This window comes from Hymenobacter puniceus (genome assembly GCF_014333525.1).
Lineage (GTDB): Bacteria > Bacteroidota > Bacteroidia > Cytophagales > Hymenobacteraceae > Hymenobacter.
The window spans coordinates 566,713-588,462 of record NZ_JACSCX010000001.1 but is presented as its reverse complement, the minus strand read 5'-3'; the positions used below and the strand labels follow the sequence as shown (position 1 = coordinate 588,462).

The following is a 21,750-nucleotide window of genomic DNA, read 5'->3' as shown; positions in this document are numbered from 1 at the left end:
ATGCGGACAAACTGTTGGCCGGCGGCCGGCCTGTTGCTGCTGCTGGGCTGCACTTTACCGGTCCGGGCCCAAAGCCCTGCGGTATCGTTCAGCGACGTGCAACAGCTGGTGGGCACCTACGAAGGCACTCTTGATGGCAAATACCGCATCCGGCTGCAGCTGAGTGGCCGCGACTCGGTGCTGACGGGCCAGTATTACTACCGCTCGAAAGGCAAACCGCTGCAGCTACGGGGCCAGTTGAGTGCCAGCGGTGCTGTGCTGCTGCGCGAAACTGTGGATGCGGATACCGTGGCTACCGGCTGGTTTTCGGGTAATCTGGCCGCCAACCAGTCATCTACCGACCAGGTGCTTCGCGGCCACTGGTACAACCGCTCAGGTACTACGCTCATGCTGTTTGAACTGGCCCGCGTCACGGCCCCGATTCGGCCTGCGGTGGCTCGGGCCCAGGTAGGGGCCAAAGCGTATCTGAGGTCGTTCCAGGGGCCGGTAGTTACGGTACCCGACGCCGGCGTGACCAAGCTGCTGGCGCATTGGTTTTCGCTGGAAAACTTGACTGGCTATGACCTGGCCAGCCTGCGGGCAGAGCAGGAGTACAAGCGCCAGGAGGGCGTGAGCGGTGGCATTGAGGAACTGGACTACGCAGTGAGCTATAATGCCCACGGCTTGCTCAGCATCACCACCCAAACCACCGGCACGGGCCTCAGCGTGTGGCACGACCACCGCACCTAGACCATTGACCTGAATACTGGCTTTCCAGTGGTGCTGGAAGACGAAATCCGGCCTGAAAAACTGCTGCAGTTTCTGGCATTGGGGCAACGGAAACTGCAGAAAATGACGCGGGCCTATGTGCCTGGGCAGGAAGGTTTTTTGTCGGAAGAAGACGTGCAGGGAATACTGGGACAGCAATTCAGCCTGGGCAGCACACGTGAGTATACGGTGTCGGCAGCGGGCCTTATGTTCGACCACTCGGTGAGCTACGACGGTCTGTCGAATTTCGTGTATAAGGTGCTGGACGGTAACTTTCAAGTGAAATTCACCCACGCCGAGCTGGCGCCTTTTCTGAAGCCCGAAAGCCCGCTGCGGCGACTGGTGCAGCAATAGTATAGCCTCCTGCCGGACCTGCGTACCTTCGCAGCATCATCTATTGCTGCTGCCGTGCCCGTTTCCGCCAATTTTCGCCCGATTACCGTTCTGCCCGCCGAGGTCTTTGCGGAGAACCTGACCACGCACACCACGCAGGAGCAGCACTACGCCCGACGGCACCAGCTGGGCGGCTGGCTGCGGGTGCTGCTGTTTGGGGGCGGCGCGGCCGGAGCGTGGTGGCTGTTCAGTAGCGGGTTTGTGCTGCCGGGGCTGGCGTTTGTGGTGGGCGTGCTGCTGGCCTTCTGGGGCATGGTGCGCTGGCACGCGGCCGTGGGCTACCAGCGCGAGCATCACCGGCTGCTGGCCCAGCTGAATCAGCAGGAGTTGGACCGCCTCGCCGGCAAGCTCGGCGGCTTCGATGCCGGCCAGCGCTACCTCGACGCCCAGCACCCCTACGCCGCCGACCTCGACGTATTCGGGCTTCACTCGTTGTTTCAACTGCTCAACCGCGCCTCTACCCGCCTCGGCCACGACTGGCTGGCCAACTGGCTACTGCGCCCGGCCCTCTCCGACGAGGTGCGCGCCCGCCAGCAGGCCGCCGCCGCTTTAGCGCCCGACCTGGCTTGGATGCAGGAGTGGCAGGCCCGCGCCCGCCACTTTCCGCGCCAGCACGAGGCCGATCCGCGCGAGTTCAGTGCCTGGCTGGCCCGCCCCGATTTTTTCCAGAACAAAGCCTGGCTGAAGCCGCTGCTGGTGCTGCTGCCGCTGCTGGTGCTGGCCAGTGCGGCCGCCTGGGGGCTGGGGCAGGGCTACTTCTGGCTAATAGGTGTGCAGGTGATAGTGAGCTTACTCAACGGCCGCCTTGCTGAAGCCCGCAACGAATACGCCACTCAGGCTTTGGCCATGCACGACGCGCTGCGCGCTACTCAGGCGCAGCTGGCGCTGTTCGAAGACGAGGCCGCGCCCGACTGGCAGGCGCCGCGCCTTCGCGAACTGCGCGCCACGTTGCGCGCCGCCAGCCACGGCACCGCCGCCACGCGCCGCCTGGGTCAGCTCACCACCGTGGCGGGTTTGTTTCGAGGGCGCGAGCATCCGCTGGGGGCGCTGCTGCTGAACAATTTCCTGCTCTGGGATTTGCACGCCATGTGGCAGCTGGAACGCTGGAAGCGTGATCTGGGCCCGGAACTGACCACCGTGCTGGAAGTACAGGCCGAGCTGGAGGCACTGGTGAGTTTAGCTGGCTGGCAGTTTGCCAACCCCACCTACGTGACGCCCGAGCTAAGCGCCGGGCCGCTGGAAGTGGCCGCCGAAGCCCTGGGCCACCCGCTCATCTTTGCGGCTCAGCGCATCACCAACGATTACCAAACCTTCGGCTACGGCCAAACGGCTGTCATTACGGGCTCCAACATGGCCGGCAAAAGCACGTTTCTGCGCACGGTAGGCCTAAACATGGTGCTGGCGCTGGCCGGCGGCGTAGTATGCGCCCGGCACCTGCGCCTGAGTCCGGCGCAACTATTTTCGGCCATGCGCACCCAGGACAACCTTGCCGAAAGCACCTCCTCGTTCTACGCCGAGCTCAAGCGCCTCAAGCTGCTGCTGGACATGTCTTCTTCTGGAATAAAGCCTCGCAATGAAGAGCTCCAAATGACGCGGGAGGCCGCCGGGGCCAGCTTCTCGGCTCCAAATCACCAACAAAACCTAATCCCTAATCCCCAAGCCCTAAACCCTGAACCCGAAAGCCTCCCCGTTTTCTACCTGCTCGACGAGATTCTGAAGGGCACCAACTCGCTTGACCGGCACCGCGGGGCGCGGGCGCTGCTGCGGCAGCTACACCAGCGCCGCGCCGCCGGCCTCATCAGCACCCACGACCTGGAACTGGCCGCCCTGGAAAGCGAGTGGCCGGGGCAGGTGCGCAACTTCAGCTTCAACAGCACGTTCAGCGAAGGTCAGATCCACTTCGACTACCACCTCACGCCCGGCGCCTGCCAGGCCTTCAATGCCAGCCAGCTTATGCAGCTCATGGGCATTGAAATCGAGTAGCTGAGTGAAGAGCAGCTGAGTAATGGAGTAACTGAGTAAAGTCTTCGTAAGGCAGCAGGCCTGCTCTACACAGGTATTCCACTACTCAGCTACTCGCTACTCAGTTATTCTCTACTCAACGACTCCTTCATTTAGTTACTCTTGCATGTACGTTCGTAATAATCTGCGCTGGCGCGTCATCTGGAAGTTTGCCTGGAAGGGCTTGCTGGTGTTCACGCTGTATTCCCTGCTGGTCTGCGTCATCTACGGGCCGCTGGGATTCCACTCGCTGTCGATTCCGTGGCAGCCGGTGGCTACGCTGGGCATTGCCGTGTCGTTCTACATCGGCTTCAAAAACAACGGCTCCTACGACCGATTCTGGGAGGGCCGGCAGCTATGGGGCGGCATCGTGAACTACAGCCGCACCTGGGCCATTCAGGCACTGGAATACGTGACGTCGGTGGTGGATGCGCCGGGCGTGGATGCGCCGGCCGCTTCGCGCGCGGAATTGAGTTTGCGCCACCGCCGCCTCGTATATCGCCAAATTGCCTGGTGCAACGCCCTGCGTTTGCAGCTGCGCCGCCAGATAGATCAGTGGGACACGCAGGTGGCCCCGTTTCTCGACCCGACGGAGTCGCGCGAGATGCAGCGCAAGCAGAACCCGTCGGCGCATTTGCTGCGCCAGCAGGCCGCCGACTTGCGGGTGCTGCGCGAGGAGCGGGGCCTGCTCAACGACTTTCAGCACGTGAACATGATGACCAGCATCGAGCAGTTCAACAACCTGCAGGGCGGCTGCGAGCGAATCAAAAACACGCCGTTTCCGCGGCAGTATGCGTTTTTTAGCTTTGTGTTTGTGTGGCTGTTTGCGGCGCTGCTGCCGCTGGGCCTCATCGGTGAGTTTGTAAAGCTCGGCCCCGATCATATCTGGCTGACGGTACCGTTTTCAGTGCTGATTTCGTGGGTGTTCAATACCATTGAGGTGGTAGGCCACAGCAGCGAGAATCCGTTTGAAAACGAAATGAACGACGTGCCGATGACGGCCATCTGCCGCACCATCGAAATCGACCTGCGCGAAATGCTGGGCGAAACGCACCTGCCGCCCAAGCTGGCCCCCATCGACGATATTCTTTATTAGGCCTGTAAGCCGTAAAATGGCGGCAGAACGGCAGGCATAGCCGTCTGGGTGTGCTCTGCCTGCTCCGAGCTGCCCACTCAGCCCGCACAAGGTCTGGCTGAGTACGTATAGGCGCATCAGACTCTGTCGTCGGTTGATTTCATGAACGCACAAGCCCGCAAGGTTCGCTACTTCTTTTTCAGCCAGGATTTCTCCGATGCGCTGCGCATCACGCTGGCCGTATTGCTGCCGGGTGCCTTGCTGGGGTGGTTGGGGCAGCTGAATACCGGGATAGAAGTGGCGCTGGGGGCGTTGTGCATCAGCATTATCGACTCGCCGGGGCCGGTGGTGCACCGCCGCAACGGCATGCTGGCGGGCATCCTGCTACTACCCGGGCTGGCCCTGCTTACGGGTTTGCTGCAGCCCTATATCTGGCTGCAGGGCCTGGAAATCGGGGTGCTGAGCTTTGTATTTACCTTGTTTCTGGCCTATGGCAACCGGGCAGCTTCCGTCGGCTCGGCCGGGCTGCTGCTTGTTATTCTGATGATGGACCGCAGCCTCACGCTGCGCCAGCTGGTGGAATATGTCCTGCAGGTAACGGCCGGCGGCGTGTGGTATCTGCTGGTAAGCTTGCTTTGGTACCAGATCCGGCCGTACCGCCCGGCTCAGCAGGCGCTGGGCGAGTGTGTGCAGGCCATTGCCGGCTTCCTGCGCCTCAAGGCCGAGTTCTACCGCACCGGCACCAAGCTCGACGATGACTTCCGCCGCCTGATGGCCCAGCAGGTGACCGTGAGCGAAAAGCAGGATGCCGTGCGTGAGCTGTTGTTCAAAACCCGCCAGATGGTAAAGGAGTCTACCGGGACGGGCCGCCGGCTGGTGCTCACCTTCGTGGATGCCGTGGATTTGTACGAGCATATCACGGTGTCGTATTTCGATTATGCGGCCCTGCACGCCCGCTTCGAGGCTACCGGTGTGCTCGACGCCATTGCCAGCTTAGTAGAGCAGATGGCCGCCGAGCTGGAAAGCATCGGGCTGGCTATTGAAGCTAACCACGGCCACACCGCCCGCGTGAACCTGACGGCCAGCCTGGAGCAGCTTAAAGCCCGCATTGATGCGCTGGACGACCCCGCCCAGCCCGGCCACACGCGGGTGCTGAAGAAGATTCTGGTGAACCTGCGCAACCTCACCCAGCGCCTGCAGGACATCCTGGCGTATTTCGATGCCCAGGCGCCGGCCGCGCCCACCGTCACCGGCCGGGAGCTGGAGTTCGGCAAGTTTGTGGTGCACCAGCAATTTGGCCTGTCCCAGCTCCGCGACCATCTGACACTCAGCTCCGGCGTGTTCCGGCACGCCGTGCGCATGATGCTGGCCTGCCTGGCGGGCTTCGTGGTGGCCAAGCTACTGCTGCCCAGCCACCACAGCTACTGGGTTATCATGACCATTACCTACATGCTCAAGCCGGCCTTCAGCCTCACCAAGCAGCGCAACATCAACCGGGTGCTGGGGACGCTGCTGGGCGGCGTAATTGGCGGGCTGGTGCTGTGGCTGATTGACGACCGAATAGCGTTGGTGGCGCTGCTGGGCGTGTTTATGCTGATTTCGTTCAGCTTCACGCGCAGCAACTACATTGTGGCCGTCACGTTCATGACGCCCTTCGTACTGATCCTGTTCAACTTCATGGGCCTCGGCTACCTGCAGGTGGTGGAAGAGCGCATTCTCGACACGGTGATAGGCTGCCTGCTGGCTTTTGCGGCCAGCTACCTGCTGTTTCCGCGCTGGGAAAGCGACCAGCTGCAGGACCACATGCGGGCAGTGCTGCGCGCCAACCTGCGCTACCTCCAGACGCTGCAGGAAAGCTTGCTGGGCTCGCCCGTGGCCGTGCTCGACTACAAGCTGGCCCGCAAAGATGTGTACGTGAGTTCAGCTAATCTGGCGGCGGCGTTTCAGCGCATGCTTTCCGAGCCGCGCGGTAAGCAACACCGCCCCACTGAGGTGCACGAGTTTGTGGTGCTCAACCACATTCTCTCATCAAATGTGGCTTCCATTACCTCGGGTTTGCTGGCTGGCACCGCCCGCCCCGTGCATTCTGCCGCGCTGCTGCGGCCCTTGCGCCAGGCCCGGCAGGCGCTGCACCGCAGCCTGCGCCGCCTCGACCCTACGGAGTCCGAAACCTTGCCTGAGCTGCCTGTGGCTGCCACATCAGACCCCAAACTGAGCTCTGACGCCCAACTCACCGAGCAGCTGGACTTCATTCAGAAAGTAAGCGGCGACGTGGATAAGGTGACGGAGGAAGTACTGCGGTAGCACGGTTGAGCTGTTGGGAATCTATCGAAAAGCAAGAGTCCCTACTCGGCTTGTGCCAGATAGGGACTCTTGCTTTTGGGAATGAAGCCAGTTTTACAGCTTCACGCCGACTGAGGCAAACCAGGTGCGGCCGTCGGCGGGCAGGATGCCGGGGCCGGGGTAGCCACCCGAGCGGCGGGTGAAATACATCTTATCGAACACGTTGTTAAGGCCGCCGCGCACCGTGAAGCGCTTGGCGAAGCGGTACGTGGCCGATACGTCCGTGACAGAGTAGCCGGGTACGCGGCCGTTGGTGGCCGCCGCGTTAGGCGCTACGGTGTTGTTGGCATCCGCGAATACGGCCGAAACGCGCGTCAGCTGCGTGGTGGCCGAGAAGCCTTTGTGGGCAAACGTGCCCCCGAAACGGTGTGTGTACTTGGGTGCGTATTCCACCCGGTTGTTTTTCAGGTCGCCTTCCTGCAGGTTGCTGCCGGTTAGAGTGGCCGTGCGCAGCTGCGTGTAGCGGGCATCCACGAATGCCGTGGACGCAAACACGTCGAAGTGCGGCAGGTCGAAGTCTTTCGTCAGAACATGAATCAAGTCCAGCTCTACGTAGGCTTCCACCCCTTTGTGCACGCTCGTGCCGATGTTGGTGCGGAACTGCTGGGTGGCGGTAGTGCTGCCCGGCACAAAGCGGCGGATGGTGCCAATCCGGTCATCGTAGCGCAGCCAGAAAGCGTCCACGTCAAAGGTCAGCACGTCGGCCCAGCTGCCGCGGTAGCCTACTTCGGCATTGAAGCCGCGGGCATCCGTCAGGTTGGGGTCGATGACGTCGGAGGTGGCTGGCGGCGTCAGGTCGCCGAACGTGACGGGTCGGAAGGCGCGCGAGTAGTTGGCGTAGAAGCTGGTCTGGTCGGTGGCGCGCAGCTCGGCCCCTATGCCGTACAGCAGCACGTTGCGGCGCGAGTCCTGCCGGATCTGGTTTTCGGAGCCGTTGGAGTTCAGGCTTAGGTAGCCGCGGCCCTGATTGTCAATGATTTCGTAGCGCAAGCCCGGCGTGAGCGTCAGGCGCGAGCCTACCCGGAAGATGTTTTCCACGAAGGCAGCGTAGTTGCGGGTGCGGAAGCTTAGCTCGCGGCCGTAGCGCGGGGCCTGCAGGGTGAGGTTGAAGTCGGAGCCGGTGTCGCCGGCGCCCTGCTGGCGGCGGCCCAGGTTGGCGGCGGCCACCCGCACGCCGGCAGCCAGCGTGTGCTGCTGGCCCAGCAAATCATAGTCGGTGAGCAAACGTAGCTCCGAGCCCAGGTTGCGGTACCGGTCCCGGTCGAGCTGGCGCGCGGCGGCTTTTCCGGTAGCGGGGTTTTCGTTGTCGGGCAGCGCCACGCTCACGCCGCTGGGAAGTCCGATGGAGTTCCGCTCACCAATGAGGCCAAACGTTTTCAGGCTCAGGCGTGTGCGCTCCGAGAATTGATAGTCGGCCGTGAAAGCCGGGATAGTCCAGGGCGTGCTGAACCAGTTGCGGCCGCGGCTGCTCTGGCGCACGTCGCCGTTGTAGAACTGCTCGTCGGTGAGGCCGCCGGGCTGCTGAATCTCGTAGTCGAGGTGGCTGATTTCGGCGCCCAGCCGCAGCTTCTCGGTGGCCTGAAACTGGACGTTGCCGTGGAAGTTGCGGATGTTGAACTCGGAGTTGTCACGCCAGCCGCCGCCCAGCCGCTGCTGGTAGTAGCCGAAGTAGCTCACTTTGCCCACCGTGCCGCCCAGCGAGTTATAGGTGCCCACCAGCCCGTTGTTGCCGACGCTGTTGCTGCTCTCAAACTCGATTTTCTTGTCTTTAGGCCCGCGCTTCAGCTCGTAGTTGAGCACGCCGCCAAACTGCGGTCCGTACTGCAAAGACCCACCGCCCCGGATGATCTGAATCCGCTCCACAGCTTCCAGCGGCGGGTTGTAGTAAGCCTCCGGATAGCCAAATGGGTCGGAGCTGATGTCCATGCCGTTCTGGCGGGTGTTGAACTCCCAGCTGCGGTTGGGCGAGAGGCCGCGCGATGCCACATTGATCTGCTGGCCTGAGCCGTCGCTTTCCCACACCGTAATGCCGGGCACCTTGGCAAACACCTGGCGGGCGCTGTTCACCACCAGGTTGGCGTCCAGCTTATCCATTTCAATTACCTCGTTCTTCTTGCCTGCCGTGATGGTCGTGCCATCAACCTCTGGGGCAAAGCGGAGACTTTTGGCGGCCACCGTCACGCCAGCCAACTGCTGCACGGTCTCCTCAATAGTCAGCTTGAGCGTTTGAGCTTGGCCGCTTTGCAGCGTCACTGTCTGGCTGACAGGCCGGATGCTCAGGCCGCTCACCGTCACGGTAACGTCGCCGGCCGGCAGGCCATACAGGCGAAACGCACCGCGCGCATCCGTCACAGCGGTGCGCTCACCTGCCGTTATCAGTACGCCCTGCACGGCTTTGCCGGTTGGGTCGAGTACAGTACCCATGAGGGTAGCGCCCTTGCCGGGCTCGTCGTGGGTGAGGAGGGACAAGCCGGCCACAGCCGATGCGGGAGAAACTGCCGTACCGGCAGCCAGCAGGAGGGAAGAGAGGAGCAGAGAACGAGGACGCATATACAGCAGGTTAAGCAGTCAATGACTGGCTGAATTCTGCTGCAAAAGTAGTACTGTTTAGAATAGATTTAAATAGCTGAATAGAAAAAATCTAAATAAGAGTTTGCAGGATAGAAGCGGCAACCCCACCGGATGATGCGCGGCCGCCTTTTTATCAGGCTTTCAGCGCCTGCTATATTCGTGGTCAAACAGTTTCTGCTTAGCGGTCTTTGCCGGGCGCTGAGGTCACCAGCACCCAGCCTTCAACGACTACCAGCGTCAGGACTACCAACGCCTCCGCGAGAAAATAGGAGACTCCCAGTGTTGTGAGCCAGTGGTAGTACCAAGCCGACAATCCTAGTAGCAAGGCGAAGTACAGAAGGTTGCCAAGTACAATAATGAGTAAAAACAGCCGCCACCGCCCGCCCACCACGTATGCGCAACTGCCCGAAAATGCTGCGTACAGGCAACCCAGGGCCGCAAGGCCCAGTAGGGCCGGGCGTGGCATCCCGAATAGTTTCGGAAAAGCACTTGCCACCACTCCCAGGCAGCACGCCGTGAGAAGAGCGCCGCCGCAATCAAGCAGGAAAAGCCGTCGGGGGTTCTGCACGAAGTAGGCAATTACTCGCGGCATGGGAGAGTGGAGTTAGTGCAGGAGCGGGCCTGAAAATTCTGCCAGGGAAATGCGCCGCTGCCAGCTTGTGCGGCACGGGTAGTGCAGGGTACTGAACACCTGCCGCAAACACAAGCGGCGGCGTGTTGCGCTGCAATACAGGCAGCGCAACACGCCGCCGCTACAAGCCAGAGAAGGTGGGCGGGCCAGCAGCTACACCTCAGACCCGAGCCGGCAAATTTTGTCTGCAACTCACGGGCTCGGGTCTGTTTTCACCTTTGCACAACCTATAGCCATGCTTCTGCCTTCCCATAAGCTCTACCGTTCCAGCTTGAAGCCTGGTTCGCGGGCCGGTGGTGTGGTGCGGTTGGCTACGGCCCAACCGGTGCGGTACATCCACTGGGTCATGCGCAAAAGCTTGCCGTAGTCGATGCGGCTGGCTTCGTCCTTGGGCGTGTGGTAGTCGGCGTGGAGCAGGGAGGTGTACATAATGGCCGGGATGCCCAGGCGGGCATAAGGCAGGTGGTCGGAGCGGAAGTACCAGCCTTCGGGGTGCGTGGCTTTGTCCCACTCGGTGTCCAGCTTGAACTTCGGGCCAGCCTGGTTGGCTTCTAGGGCCGTTTTTACCAGGTCGGAGGAGTTCAGGTGGGGCGGCGTAGACCCAAGCAACGCGGCCGAGTCGGCGGCGTTGCGGCCCATCATTTCAGCATTCAGCACCGCCACAATGGATTCCTTGGGTACGGTGGGCGTGGCCGAGTAGTAGCGCGAGCCCAGCAGGCCGCGCTCCTCGGCCCCGTGAAACACAAACAGCGCCGAGCGGCGGGCGGGCTGCTGTTTGTAGGCCCGCATGATGGCCAGCAGCGCGGCGCAGCCGGTAGCATTGTCGTCGGCGCCATTGTAGATGGAGTCGCCGGCCACGGGCGCGCGGGCGCCGTCGTGGTCCTGGTGGGTGCTGAACAGCACGTACTCGTTTTTGAGCTGCGGGTCGGTGCCGGGCATTTTGGCCACAATGTTCACCGACGGATAGGCAAAGCTTTCCACCTTCAGCTCGGCGCTGAATTGATGACCCGCCTGTTTCGCCCAGCTCAGGGCCTCGGCGGGCAGCCACACCACCGGCGGCTGATTGACCACGGCCGTATTCGCGTCGCCGGGCAAGCCGTAGCGGCCCCGTTCGTAAATGTGGCTCCAATGCTCATAAATGGCCTGTGCTTTGTCATCAGACACAAACACCACAGCCACGGCGCCGGCCTTAAATAGCTCGGCCGCCTGGTCGCGCAGCTTCCCGAATAGGTAGCGCCGGTAGCTGATGCCGTCGGTGGGCGCACCCGAAATCTGGAGCGCCACGGCCTTGCCCTTCAGGTCCACTTTCGCCAGTTCGGCTGGCGTAGCCAGGCCCACGAACACCAGTGGCGCATTCACGCTGGCGTTAGTAGGCGCTACTATCATAGCATCGTGGTTGGGCTTGAGCTGGCGCGTGCCGATGCGGAGCGTGCTGCTTTTGGTGAGGCGCGTGCGCTGCAGATTGAACCACTGGAAGTAGGTGCCGTCGTCGCCGGCGGGCTCCATGCCAGTGGCGCGGATCTGCTCGGCCAGCCAGGCGGAAGCGCGCAGCTCATCCAGCGTGCCGCCTTCCCGGCCGCGGTATTTATCATCAGCCAGCGCAAAAAGGTCGCGCTTGATGTCCGTTTCCTTAATGGCGCTAATGGCATCTTCGGACTTGCCGGGCTTGGTTGTTTTAGGCTTTTTCTGGGCGTGGCTGGCCAGCGGAGTGGTAAGGGCGAGGCCGGCTAGCAGCAGGCGGTAAGTGGTATGGCGAAGAAAGTGGCTCATGGCAAAACGTGCGTGAAAGAGGAAAGCTACTCGAAAAAGCCCCGCCCAACAATGGTTGAGTGGGGCTTCAGGCAGCAAGGCTAGCTATTTGGCAGCCTCCGGCTTGAGCGTGCGGCCCAGCCACTCAAAGAACACCCGGTTCCAGAGCACCGCGTTCTGGGGCTTGCTGATCCAGTGGCCCTCGTTGGGGAAATACAGGAACCGGCTCGGGATGCCGCGCAGTTGCGCCGTGCCGAAGGCTTCCATACCCTGGCCCTCGGGCACCCGGAAATCCTTGCCGCCGTGAATCACCAGCATCGGCGTGTCCCAGTTTTTGGCGAACAGCTGCGGGTTGAACTCGGTGTAGCTTTTGTGCAGTGTGGCGTCCCAGGGCGCGCCGCCGATATCCTGCTTGGCGAAGAACATTTCCTCGGTGCTTGGGTACCAGCTCGCCAGGTTGTAGAGGCCAGCGTGGGCAATGAACGTCTTGAAACGGCCCTCGTGCTTGCCGGCCAGAAAATACACGGAGTAGCCGCCGTAACTGGCACCCACGCAGCCGCGCCGGTCTTTGTCCACGTATGGCTCCTGGCTCACGGCATCAATGGCCGACAGGTAGTCCCGAATCGGCTGGCCGCCCCAGTCGCCACTGATGCTGTTGTTCCATTCGGTGCCGAAGCCGGGCAACCCGCGCCGGTTGGGCGCCACCACAATGTAGCCGTTGGCGGCCAGCAGCTGAAAATTCCAGCGGTAGGAGAAGCTCTGCGTAATGGGGCTCTGCGGGCCGCCCTGGCAATACAGTAGCGTCGGGTACTTCTTGCTGGGGTCGAAATCGGGTGGGTAAATAACGTAGACCTGCATTTGCTTGCCGTCGGTGGTGGGCACCATGCGAGCCTCGGTGCGGCCCGTTTTCACGCCGGCCAGTTCCTGCTGGTTGATGGTGGTCAAAGACGTTTCGCGGCCGGTTTTCAAATCCACGCGCACCAGGTCGGCGGGGGCAGCCTGGGTTGTTTTATTCACGATGGCCACGCCCGGCCCGGCCAGTTCGAAGCCATTGTAGTTGAAGGCACCGCGGGTGAGCTGCTGCACCTTGCCGCCTTTGGCGGACACCGCAAAAATCTGCTCGGTACCGGCCAGCGGGCTCACGAAATACAGCGTCTTGCCATCAGGACTCCAACGTACGTTGGCGGCGCTTTGCTCCGAGCCTTTCGTGACGTCCTCGCGCTTCCTGGTCTTGAAATCATACACCACAATGCCGTTGCGGTCTGCCTCGAAGCCGGGTGTAGCCATGCTAAGCCAGGCTACTTTGCTGCCATCGGGAGAGAAAATCGGCTCGGTGTCGTAGCCGCCCAGCCCCTCGCTCAGGTTTTGGGTCTGGCCCCCGCGCAGGTCGTAGAGGTAGATGTCGGAGTTGGTGCTTTCGGCCTCGGCCTTGCCCGTAAGCTTGCGCGAGGTGTAAGCCAGCCGGTAGCCGTCGGGCGAAAAGTTGAGCTGCTCGGAGCCGCCCAGCGGGGGCAGTGGCGCATCAAACTTCTCCCCGGCCATGACATCCTTGCCATAACCGGTGGGCTTGCCGTCGTCCCCAACGGGCTGGAAAAACACGTGCGACACCTTGTAGTCGTCCCACACGTTCCAGTGGCGGTAGTTCAGGTCGTCGATGATGCGGGCGTCGGCTTTGGGCAGGTCGGGGTACCAGTCCTGGACCGCTTTGCCGGTTTTCACGTCCTGGGTGTACAGAATGAACTTGCCGGTGGGCGCGTATTTTAGGTTGGCCAGGCCTTCCTCCTTGAACTCGCTCAGCAGTTGCTTGCCGCTGCCGTCGGCGTTCATCACGTACAGCTGGTCGGTGCCGCTTTCCCCTGAAATGAACGTCAGCTTGCCGTCGGGCCGCCAGTTGAGGGTGTTTTCCGAGCCGGGCGTGTTGGTCAGCTGCCGGGCCGGGCCGCCGGCCACGGGCACCAGCCAAATGTCGGTGTTGCCTTTGTTTTCGCTGAGGCTGTAGTGCGTCACGGTGTAGGCCACCGTTTTCTTGTCCGGCGACACATGCATTTCGCCCAGCCGGCCCAGTTTCATCAGCAGCTCGGGGGTATAGACGACGGATTGCTGGGCGGTAGCGGCTAGGGGCAGCAGCACCAGCGCGGTCAGAAGTGGGTGTTTCATGCGAGAGGAATGGAGCGTAGAGTTTAGCTTGCGTTGTCGCCGCCTGCCTGGGGCTGGTCGGGGTGCCGACAACTCAGGTTGCAAGCTACAGCGTCTGCCACAGTTATGCCCGATTTCCGACTTCGCGTTTTCCAGGCCGTAGCCCGGCACCTGAGCTTCACCAAAGCCGCTCAGGAGCTGTATATCAGCCAGCCGGCTATCACCAAGCACATCCGGGAGCTGGAGCGCAGCTACGGGCAGCGCCTGTTCGAGCGGCGCGGCAGCCGCATCAGCCTCACCGAAGCCGGCCAGCTGCTGCTCCAGCACGCCGATGCTGTGGAGCTGCTGCATCAGCAGCTCACCGAGCAGCTGCACACGCTGCACGGCGAGGAGGCCGGCCGCCTGCGCTTGGGCGCCAGCACCACCCTGGCTCAATACGAGCTGCCGGCGCTGCTACCGGGCTTTCAGCAGCGCTACCCCCAAATGGAGCTGACACTGCTCAACGGCAATTCCGAGCAGATTGCCGACGCCATTCTGCAGGGCCAGCTCGACCTCGGCTTTGTGGAAGGCCGTACTAAAAGCCGCGACCTGCACTACGAGCCGCTGCTGGACGATGAGCTGGTAGCCGTGCGCCGCGCCACTAGCGCCGGCTCGCCCACCCAGCCGCTGCCGCTGGCCGACGCGCTGGCGCATCCGCTGGTGCTGCGGGAGCGGGGCTCCGGTACGCTGGAAGTGCTAGAATTTGCGCTTCGGGAGCAGAAAATCAAGCTGGCCAATCTGCGCGTCGCCTTCTACTTCGACAACACCGAGGCCATCAAAACCTACCTTGAAGCCGCGCCGGAAGCGCTGGGTTTCGTGTCCAGACGGGCCCTCACGCGGGAGCTAGCAGCGGGGCTGCTGGAAGAGGTGCCGGTGGCGGGGTTGCGGCTGCCCCGGCAGTTTGAGGCGCTGTGGGCGCAGGGCCAGCCGCTTACGCGTCCCGCCGAGCGGTTTCTGCGCTACGTACGCCAGCAGTATAACCTGAAGTAATACCCGATAACTATTCAGGATTATCGGTAGGGGAGAAGGGGGCGTATTTTTGGGGGAAGTTTCCGCTCTATTGTATGCCTACTCTGCCCGCCCCTACCACCAAACCCCGCCTTGCTCCGGCCAGCGTACTGCTGCGGCCCCAAGCTGCCTGGGTGCCGCGGGTGGTGTTTGGCCTACTGCTGCTACTGTGTCTCACGCCTTGGATTGCGCCGCCAGTGGCGCTGGCGCTCGGGTTGGTTTTGGCCCAAACGGTGGGCAACCCGTTTACGGCTTTCACCAAAAAGTATACGGCTAAGCTGCTGCAGTTTTCGGTAATCGGCTTGGGGTTCGGGATGAATGCGCACGCGGCGGTGCAGGCCGGGCGGCAGGGCATTCTGTTTACAGTGGCTTCTATCACCGGTACGCTGGTGCTGGGCTACCTGCTGGGGCGCTGGCTGAAGCTGGGCCGCCACGTTACGCACCTCATTTCCTGCGGTACTGCCATTTGCGGCGGTAGCGCCATTGCGGCCGTCGGGCCGGTGCTGCGGGCCAAGGAAGAGGAGATGTCGATGGCCCTGGCCACGGTGTTTGTGCTCAATGCCATTGCGCTGTTTGCGTTTCCGCCCATCGGGCACGCGCTGGCCCTCACGCAGCAGCAGTTCGGCCTCTGGTGCGCCATTGCCATCCACGATACATCGTCGGTGGTGGGGGCGGCGGCGGCCTACGGGTCCGAGTCGCTGAGTGTGGCTACTATCATCAAGCTGGCCCGCGCCCTCTGGATTATTCCTGTGGCGCTGGGCACGGCGCTGGTTTTCCGGCAGAAAGATGTGCAGGTGAAGATTCCGTGGTTTATTCTGGGCTTTATCGGCGCTATGTTGCTCAATACCTACCTGCCGGCCACGCACGAAGCGGGGGCCTGGCTGGTGAAAGCCGCGCATATTGGCCTTACCATCACGCTATTCTTTATCGGCGCCGGATTGTCGCTGAAAGCCATCCGGGCCGTAGGGCCGCGGCCGTTTTTGCTGGGCGTGCTGCTGTGGGTGGTAGTTTCCAGCGTGTCGCTGTACGTGATTGTAATGGGAGGATGAGGTGATGAAGTGATGGGGTAGTTTGTGAAGAGGAATTAGGCAAGAAGAATCAAACAGAACGTCATTCCGAGCGGAGCGAGGAATCTCGCCAGTGTGGTAGAATCATTCACTACACTGGCGAGATTCCTCGCTCCGCTCGGAATGACGTTCTTTATCACCTACCACCTCATCCCTGCAGTTAGCTTATCTTCGCGCCTTCAACGCTCTTTCCTGCCCGTATGCGCCAGCTCGCCGATATTCCGCACCCCGAGGCCAAAATCACGCTTTTCTCCTGGAACGGTAAGTACCTGATCAAGCTGGAAAAAGGCTCGCTCGAGCAAACCTACAAAGTGAGCGAGCTGGACGTCACCAGCGACGACGACGTGCGTGCCTTGCTCGACAGCGAGTTTCTGCAGGCGGCGCTGGCCCGCTTCACCGACATGCGCCACGACCTGCAGGCCGCCTTCGACCGCCACGGCCTGTAGCCGTGCAACGCGGCTGAGAGGCCTTCTTTCCGAGTGCCTATTTCACTTTCGATATGAAAACTACGTTTGCTTTTTTGCTGCTACTGGCTACGCTGCTGGCCGGACCCGCCGCCACGGCCCAACTCTACGAGGTGCGCCAAAGCACCGTCAACCACGATAAGCGGGAGCGTTCGGCCCTGAAAGTGCAGATTGATGGCACGCCCGAATGGACGCGCGACTTCTGGCAGTCCTGGCTGAAAGATACCTACAACATCAAGGTGAAGGGCAACGGTACTTTCGGCGTGGGCAAGCGGGATATTCTGGTGGCCAAGCAGGTGCCGGCTTCCAGCGTCTCGGGCAAGCTGATCGACCTCTACGGTATGGTCACGGCGCCATCCGACACCATCACGGAGCTGGCCGTTTTTGCCGCCTTCAACGCCGACACGTATTTCGACGCCGACAAGACGCCCAGCGAGTACGCCGCTTTGCGCAACATCGTCACGAACTTTGCCGCCGCTGCCCGCATCAAAGCCTACCGCGAGCAAATAACGAATGCCGAAAAAGAGCTGCGCGAAACCGAGAAGGAAAAAGAGCGGCTGGAAAAGGAGCGGGTCAGCTTGAGCAGCAACACGCAAAGCAACCTCGACAAAATCGAGGCGCTTAAAAAGCAGAACATCGAGAACAAGCTCAAATCCAGCCAGGATTCTGCCCAGCTCGTGGTGAATGCCCAGCAGCTGGAGCTGCGCAAAGCCAAGCTGCAGCGCCGCCGCGACCGGCTTTCCACCCTCGACAAAAAGTAAGTCTTCGATCGGGCTGCTGCCTGGCCCTGCCATGGCAGGCAGCGTTGTGTACGTTTGTCCGTAGAAAGCAGTGTTGGCCGCCCGTTTCGGCGACCGGCACTGCTTTCGTATTCACCTCTCTCTGCTCATGGAAAAAGATTCTTCGCCGCTTGATACGCTGCGGCAGCTTAAAGAATGGCTTGACGCGGGTACCATCACGCCCCAGGAATTTGCAACGCTAAAGCAGAAACTGCTCTTCAATGACGCTGCCCCCGAAGCACCCGTAGTGCCTGCGCCTGCGGTTACGCCCACGCCTGCAGCTTTTGAGCCTACCACTGTGTCGCCGGTAGAAGACCCAATGCTGCCACCCATCACGCACCATGCGGCGGCGGAGCCAATACCACCAATGCCCCCAATACCAGCTTCACCGGCCGAGCCCCTGAACCGGCCCGTTGTGGCTGGTCGGCCCAACGTGTCGCCTTCGGTGCCTGCTCCGCCGCAGTACACCGCTCCTCAGCCCGAGGAGGTGGAAGAGGTAGAGGATATGCCGTACGTAGCGCCAGCTAAGAGCCCACTAAGTACTATCCTCATCGTCGGTGGTATTCTGGCGTTGCTGGCGTTGGTGGCGTATCTGATGCTGGGCAACCAGGAGTCGGAACGCCTGACCAGCACTTCGCGCACCGCCGCCGACTCGGTGGCCGCCACGCCCGAGGAAGGGCCCCAGGCCGAGCAGATTGAGCTGGCGCCGGTAGCTGCTCCCGAAACCGTGCGTGTTGCCCCCGTAGTGCCGCCCACCACCACTGCCAGCAACCCCGATACCGTGGAAGCTGCCACCACTGAAACGCCTGCTCCGCCAACTCCATCGGCCCCGCCTGCTATGTCTGATAATGCTGCGGCCGCCCGGGCGCAGCAGGTATTGGAATCCTACTACGTCGACTTGCAGGCGGCGCCTTTTGCTGGCTCGCAGCACTTTGCACCCACCGTTGAGCGGTTCTATACACTTTCCGGCACCACCCCCGCGGCTATTGAAGCCGAGCTGAACCGTACGCACTTCCCGGAGTTTACGGAGGCCGAAACGCAGATTGTGCCCGGCAGCCTGCAAGTCAGTGAGCCGGTAAACGACGGCTCCCGCGTGGTCACGTACCGCGAGCGAAGCCGGGCGTTCCGGCAGTCGATGCAGAAGCACCAGCAAACGGCCGCGCAGGTGCGGGTACGCCTCGACAAAAACTTCAAGATCATGTATCTGCGGCAGGAAAAGCTACTGGAGAATACGTTCACCGACTGAGGTGCCGTACCTTTGCGCCCGCCTGCCGGATGCGCGCTGCCGTGGCCCGGCAGCGCGCATTTTTGTTTGCTTGCCGCACTCTATGTTTTACCGTCGATTTTCATTTCTCTGTGACTGGCTGCCTCGGCTGAGTGTGTGGCTGCTGCCGCTGCTGCTCGTTTCCTGCATTGGCATCATCAGGCCGCGCCGCGAGTTCACCACTGCGCAGGAGCCGCCCGTGCCCGACTATACGCTGCCTGCCAACTGGGCCGCCCTACCTACTACCCGCGACTCCGCCGACGCCGTGCCGCTCAACACCAACCTGCGCGACCAGCAAGCCACCGCGTCGGCCGATGTGTTCTTTGTGCACCTGACTACGCTGATTTTGTCCAAAAGCTGGAACGCCGACCCTGCCAATACCAGCCTGAATGAATTTACCGACAAGCTCAGTATTATGCGGCAGGCCTCGGTGTTCAATGCTGCCGGCCGCATCTACGCCCCGCACTACCGGCAGGCCACGCTCTATGCCTTCTTCGATAGCACCGCCAATGGCTCCCGGGCGCTGGAGCTGGCCTATCAGGATGTAAAGGCGTCGTTCCGCTACTATCTAACGCACTACAACCAGGGCCGCCCCATTATCCTGGCCGGGCACAGCCAGGGCGCCTATCATGCCCGCCGGCTGCTGCAGGAGTTTTTCGATGAAGACCCCAAGCTGCGCCGCCAGTTGGTAGCCGCCTATCTAATTGGGTTTGAGGTGCGGCCCGAGCGGTATAAAGTGCTGCAACCCTGCCAGGACTCGTTGCAAACCAGCTGCTACATGAGCTGGAACACCGCCGAGTGGGGCTACGACTATCCGCCCTACCACGGCGCCGTCGTCACGAACCCGCTCACCTGGAAAACGGATACCGTGACGGGTCCCGCCGTCCTCAACCGTGGCAGTGTTCCGAGCAGCTTCAACCGCCTCGACACGACACTGACGGCCGCCAAAATCCACAACGGAGTGCTGTGGGTGCACCCGCCCAAAGCCAGCGGCTACCCCCGCTTCCTGCTGCCCGGCCGCCCCGAACTGCGCCACTCCTTTCACCTCGCCGACTACGGCCTGTTTTACCTGAACGTGCGCCGTAACGCCGTAGCGCGTGTGCAAGCCTTCAACAACCAGTCCCCACGCCCTTAAACTGCGCTATGAAAAAGATTAACTGGCCCCGCGTCCTGATTGGATTGCTGGTGCTGATACTGCTGGCGGTTCTGGCTAAAAACCTGATAGGTGGGGCGGCTCGGAGGAATAATTCTACGGAGCAGAAACGCTGATATTTTGCTATGGCAAAAACTTATTCTAGTTGTGTTTTATATGTTCGGCCAGTTTGGAGGTAGGAAGTAGACTGCTCTGTCTTTCTCCGGTTTGTAAAAGTTGTCTAAAAACCCCTGGAAATGCGCAGGGTATAGTTCTACAGTAGTTTTAGGGAAACGTTTGCTAAGCTTGGTGTGCTCTTTCCAGAAAATCGTTTCGTCAAAACCGACAAAATCATAGCACGAATAGCGCGCCATGACGTGGAGCCAATTAGCTAGAGGCCCAAAAGACCGGATAATACGGCGGCGTTTTATCCACTTTATCGGATTCAGGCTCGATGGTAAATACCGGATATCTAGTGTAGCCTGATAAAGCAAATAGCGGTAAGCATTCTTCCTGATTTCATCCATAAGTGCAAACAACAAAAAAAGCCCCGCCGGCACAATGCCGGCGGGGCTCTTTCAAAGCAGCTAAGCGGATAGCTTAGGCACCAATAGCAACACGCTTGAAGTCCGTTACCGTCATGCCTTTCGACGTTTTGTCGAGCAGCTGGGCAATGGTCATCGAGCTGTCTTTCACGAACTCCTGGTTGAGCAGGGTGTTCTCTTTGTAGAACTTGTTCAGCTTGCCCTGCGCAATTTTCTCCAGCATAGCCTCGGGCTTGCCTTCGGCGCGCGCCTGCTCTTTGCCGATTTCAATTTCGCGCTCCGTAACGGCCGAGTCCACACCGTCTTTATCAACGGCTACGGGCTTCATGGCTACGATTTGCATAGCTACGTCGCGGCCAACAGCAGCGGTGTCGGCATCACCCACGTTCTTCAGGCCTACTAGTACGCCTTTCTTGTTGTCGGAGTGGATGTAGGAAGCTACTTTCTCAGCGGTCAGCGTGGCGTAAGTCAGGTCCAGCTTCTCGCCGATTTTGCCCATCAGGTCGGTGATGTGCTCCTGAACAGTCAGGCCATCTTCTTCTTTGGCGGCCAGCACTTCCTCTTTCGAGGTGGCGTTGATGCGCACAGCGGCGTCGAGGATGCGCTGCACCAGCTCGCGGAAGTTAGCCACTTTGGCTACCGACTCCGTTTCGCAGGCCAGAGCCACCAGCTTGCCGGTGGTGCCATCTTCGCTCACGGCTACGGCCACAAAGCCTTCCGACGTTTCGTTGTCCGAACGCTTGTCAGCAATCTTCTGGCCCTGCTTGCGGAGAATGTCGCGAGCGGCCTCGAAGTCGCCATCGGCTTCGGTCAGTGCTTTTTTGCAATCCATCATGCCCGCACCGGTCATGGTGCGGAGCTTGTTCACGTCTGCGGCGGTAATTGCTGCCATTGTTGTGAGTATGTGGGGGTTGAGAGGTTTTATTGGACTATTGACACGAGTGGAGCCCGCGCCAACAAAAGAAAAGGGAACACCGGAGCCGAGTGCTTCGCATGTTCCCTTTTCAATGGAGGGGCGATGAGCCTATTCTTCGGCGTTCTGCTTCTCCTGGATGCCTTCGTCTTCAGCCTGCTTTTTGTCGGCGTCTTCTTTGTCGACTTTGCGCTCCGACAGGCCATCTTCGATAGCCTTGCCCATTACGCTCACGATGAGCTGGATGGACTTCGAGGCGTCGTCGTTGGCAGGAATCGGGAACTGCACCAGCTCGGGGTTGGAGTTGGTGTCGCACATAGCGAATACCGGAATACCCAGTTTCTGGGCTTCTTTCACGGCAATGTGCTCACGCTTCACGTCAATCACGAACAGAGCAGCGGGCAGGCGGCTCAGGTCGGCAACGCCACCGAGTACACGCTCCAGCTTCTCCCGCTCGCGCGACATCATCAGTTTCTCACGCTTGGCCAGAGCCGCGTAAGCCGTATTTTCCTTCACCATCTTGTCGATGGTGCTCATTTTCTTCAGCGACTTGCGCACCGTGGCGAAGTTGGTGAGCATGCCGCCCAACCAACGGTCGGTTACGAACGGCATCTTCAGGCGGGTAGCCTCTTCCGTTACGATTTCCTGCGCCTGCTTCTTGGTGGCCACGAACATGATCTTGCGGCCGCTCTTGGCGATGTTGCGGATAGCCGCAGCAGCCTGGTCGAGCGAAACCAGCGTCTTGTTCAGGTCAATGATATGGATGCCGTTCTTCTCCATGAAGATGTACGGCGCCATTTTCGGATCCCACTTGCGCGTAAGGTGACCAAAGTGGGCACCGGCGTCGAGCAGCTCTTTATAGGTGGTGGACTGAGCCATGATAAGTTTCCTCT

The 21,750-nt window shown here is 61.0% G+C and carries 17 protein-coding genes; 11 read left to right on the top strand and 6 right to left on the bottom strand.

The genetic code is table 11. From position 1 onward, the window contains the following. The 5 genes from H8B14_RS02445 to H8B14_RS02425 all read left to right on the top strand — a co-directional run bounded on the left by H8B14_RS02445 (nt 1) and on the right by H8B14_RS02425 (nt 6,520). Nucleotides 1–729 carry a hypothetical protein gene (locus H8B14_RS02445; RefSeq protein WP_187314032.1) on the top strand — a complete coding sequence of 243 codons (729 nt, stop codon included), beginning with the start codon at nt 1–3 and terminating at the stop codon, nt 727–729. Between the two features lie 27 nt (nt 730–756). Beyond that, on the top strand, nt 757–1,101 hold the full coding sequence (locus H8B14_RS02440) for a hypothetical protein (RefSeq protein ID WP_187314031.1): 345 nt from the start codon (nt 757–759) through the stop codon (nt 1,099–1,101). A 54-nt stretch (nt 1,102–1,155) separates the two neighbouring features. Continuing rightward, entirely contained in the window at nt 1,156–3,123 is a 1,968-nt protein-coding gene (locus H8B14_RS20990) for a MutS-related protein (protein WP_315984794.1), read from the top strand. A 145-nt stretch (nt 3,124–3,268) separates the two neighbouring features. Beyond that, nucleotides 3,269–4,237, top strand: coding sequence for a bestrophin family protein (locus H8B14_RS02430; protein WP_187314030.1), 969 nt, complete (start codon nt 3,269–3,271; stop codon nt 4,235–4,237). A gap of 141 nt (nt 4,238–4,378) precedes the next feature. Next, nucleotides 4,379–6,520, top strand: a complete 2,142-nt coding sequence (locus H8B14_RS02425; RefSeq protein WP_187314029.1) for an FUSC family membrane protein — start codon at nt 4,379–4,381, stop codon at nt 6,518–6,520. 93 nt (nt 6,521–6,613) lie between these two features. Here the strand turns inward: H8B14_RS02425 and H8B14_RS02420 are convergent, their stop codons facing one another. The 4 genes from H8B14_RS02420 to H8B14_RS02405 all read right to left on the bottom strand — a co-directional run bounded on the left by H8B14_RS02420 (nt 6,614) and on the right by H8B14_RS02405 (nt 13,667). Next, nucleotides 6,614–9,109: a TonB-dependent receptor domain-containing protein gene (locus H8B14_RS02420; protein ID WP_261989847.1), complete on the bottom strand. Its 2,496-nt coding sequence runs from the start codon at nt 9,107–9,109 to the stop codon at nt 6,614–6,616. A gap of 199 nt (nt 9,110–9,308) precedes the next feature. Continuing rightward, entirely contained in the window at nt 9,309–9,722 is a 414-nt protein-coding gene (locus tag H8B14_RS02415; protein WP_187314028.1) for a hypothetical protein, read from the bottom strand. Nucleotides 9,723–10,019: 297 nt separating this feature from the next. Then, complete coding sequence (locus H8B14_RS02410) at nt 10,020–11,531, bottom strand: M28 family peptidase (RefSeq protein WP_187314027.1); 1,512 nt, start codon at nt 11,529–11,531, stop codon at nt 10,020–10,022. 84 nt (nt 11,532–11,615) lie between these two features. Beyond that, on the bottom strand, nt 11,616–13,667 hold the full coding sequence (locus tag H8B14_RS02405; protein WP_187314026.1) for a S9 family peptidase: 2,052 nt from the start codon (nt 13,665–13,667) through the stop codon (nt 11,616–11,618). 105 nt (nt 13,668–13,772) lie between these two features. On the opposite strand from H8B14_RS02405, the gene H8B14_RS02400 reads away from it, so the two are divergent. The 6 genes from H8B14_RS02400 (at nt 13,773) to H8B14_RS02375 (ending at nt 19,402) form a co-directional block, all read left to right on the top strand. Beyond that, nucleotides 13,773–14,675 carry a LysR substrate-binding domain-containing protein gene (locus tag H8B14_RS02400; protein WP_187314025.1) on the top strand — a complete coding sequence of 301 codons (903 nt, stop codon included), beginning with the start codon at nt 13,773–13,775 and terminating at the stop codon, nt 14,673–14,675. A 74-nt stretch (nt 14,676–14,749) separates the two neighbouring features. Next, a complete protein-coding gene (locus H8B14_RS02395) occupies nt 14,750–15,742 on the top strand; it encodes a YeiH family protein (RefSeq protein ID WP_187314024.1) in 993 nt (330 codons plus the stop codon). Nucleotides 15,743–15,960: 218 nt separating this feature from the next. Continuing rightward, nucleotides 15,961–16,206 (top strand): hypothetical protein, encoded by a 246-nt coding sequence (locus tag H8B14_RS02390; protein WP_187314023.1) that lies wholly within the window; start codon nt 15,961–15,963, stop codon nt 16,204–16,206. A gap of 53 nt (nt 16,207–16,259) precedes the next feature. Further along, the gene (locus H8B14_RS02385) at nt 16,260–16,985 is read left to right on the top strand and encodes a hypothetical protein (protein ID WP_187314022.1); all 726 of its coding nucleotides are present in this window, start codon (nt 16,260–16,262) and stop codon (nt 16,983–16,985) included. 127 nt (nt 16,986–17,112) lie between these two features. After that, nucleotides 17,113–18,249, top strand: coding sequence for a hypothetical protein (locus H8B14_RS02380; protein ID WP_187314021.1), 1,137 nt, complete (start codon nt 17,113–17,115; stop codon nt 18,247–18,249). Between the two features lie 82 nt (nt 18,250–18,331). Then, a complete protein-coding gene (locus H8B14_RS02375; protein ID WP_187314020.1) occupies nt 18,332–19,402 on the top strand; it encodes a DUF3089 domain-containing protein in 1,071 nt (356 codons plus the stop codon). Between the two features lie 597 nt (nt 19,403–19,999). Here H8B14_RS02375 and tsf read toward each other — a convergent pair. Together tsf and rpsB are read right to left on the bottom strand one after the other, a co-directional pair. Next, entirely contained in the window at nt 20,000–20,836 is an 837-nt protein-coding gene (gene tsf / locus H8B14_RS02370; RefSeq protein WP_187314019.1) for a translation elongation factor Ts, read from the bottom strand. A 132-nt stretch (nt 20,837–20,968) separates the two neighbouring features. Continuing rightward, the gene (rpsB, locus tag H8B14_RS02365) at nt 20,969–21,736 is read right to left on the bottom strand and encodes a 30S ribosomal protein S2 (protein WP_187314018.1); all 768 of its coding nucleotides are present in this window, start codon (nt 21,734–21,736) and stop codon (nt 20,969–20,971) included. Nucleotides 21,737–21,750 lie beyond the last annotated feature (14 nt).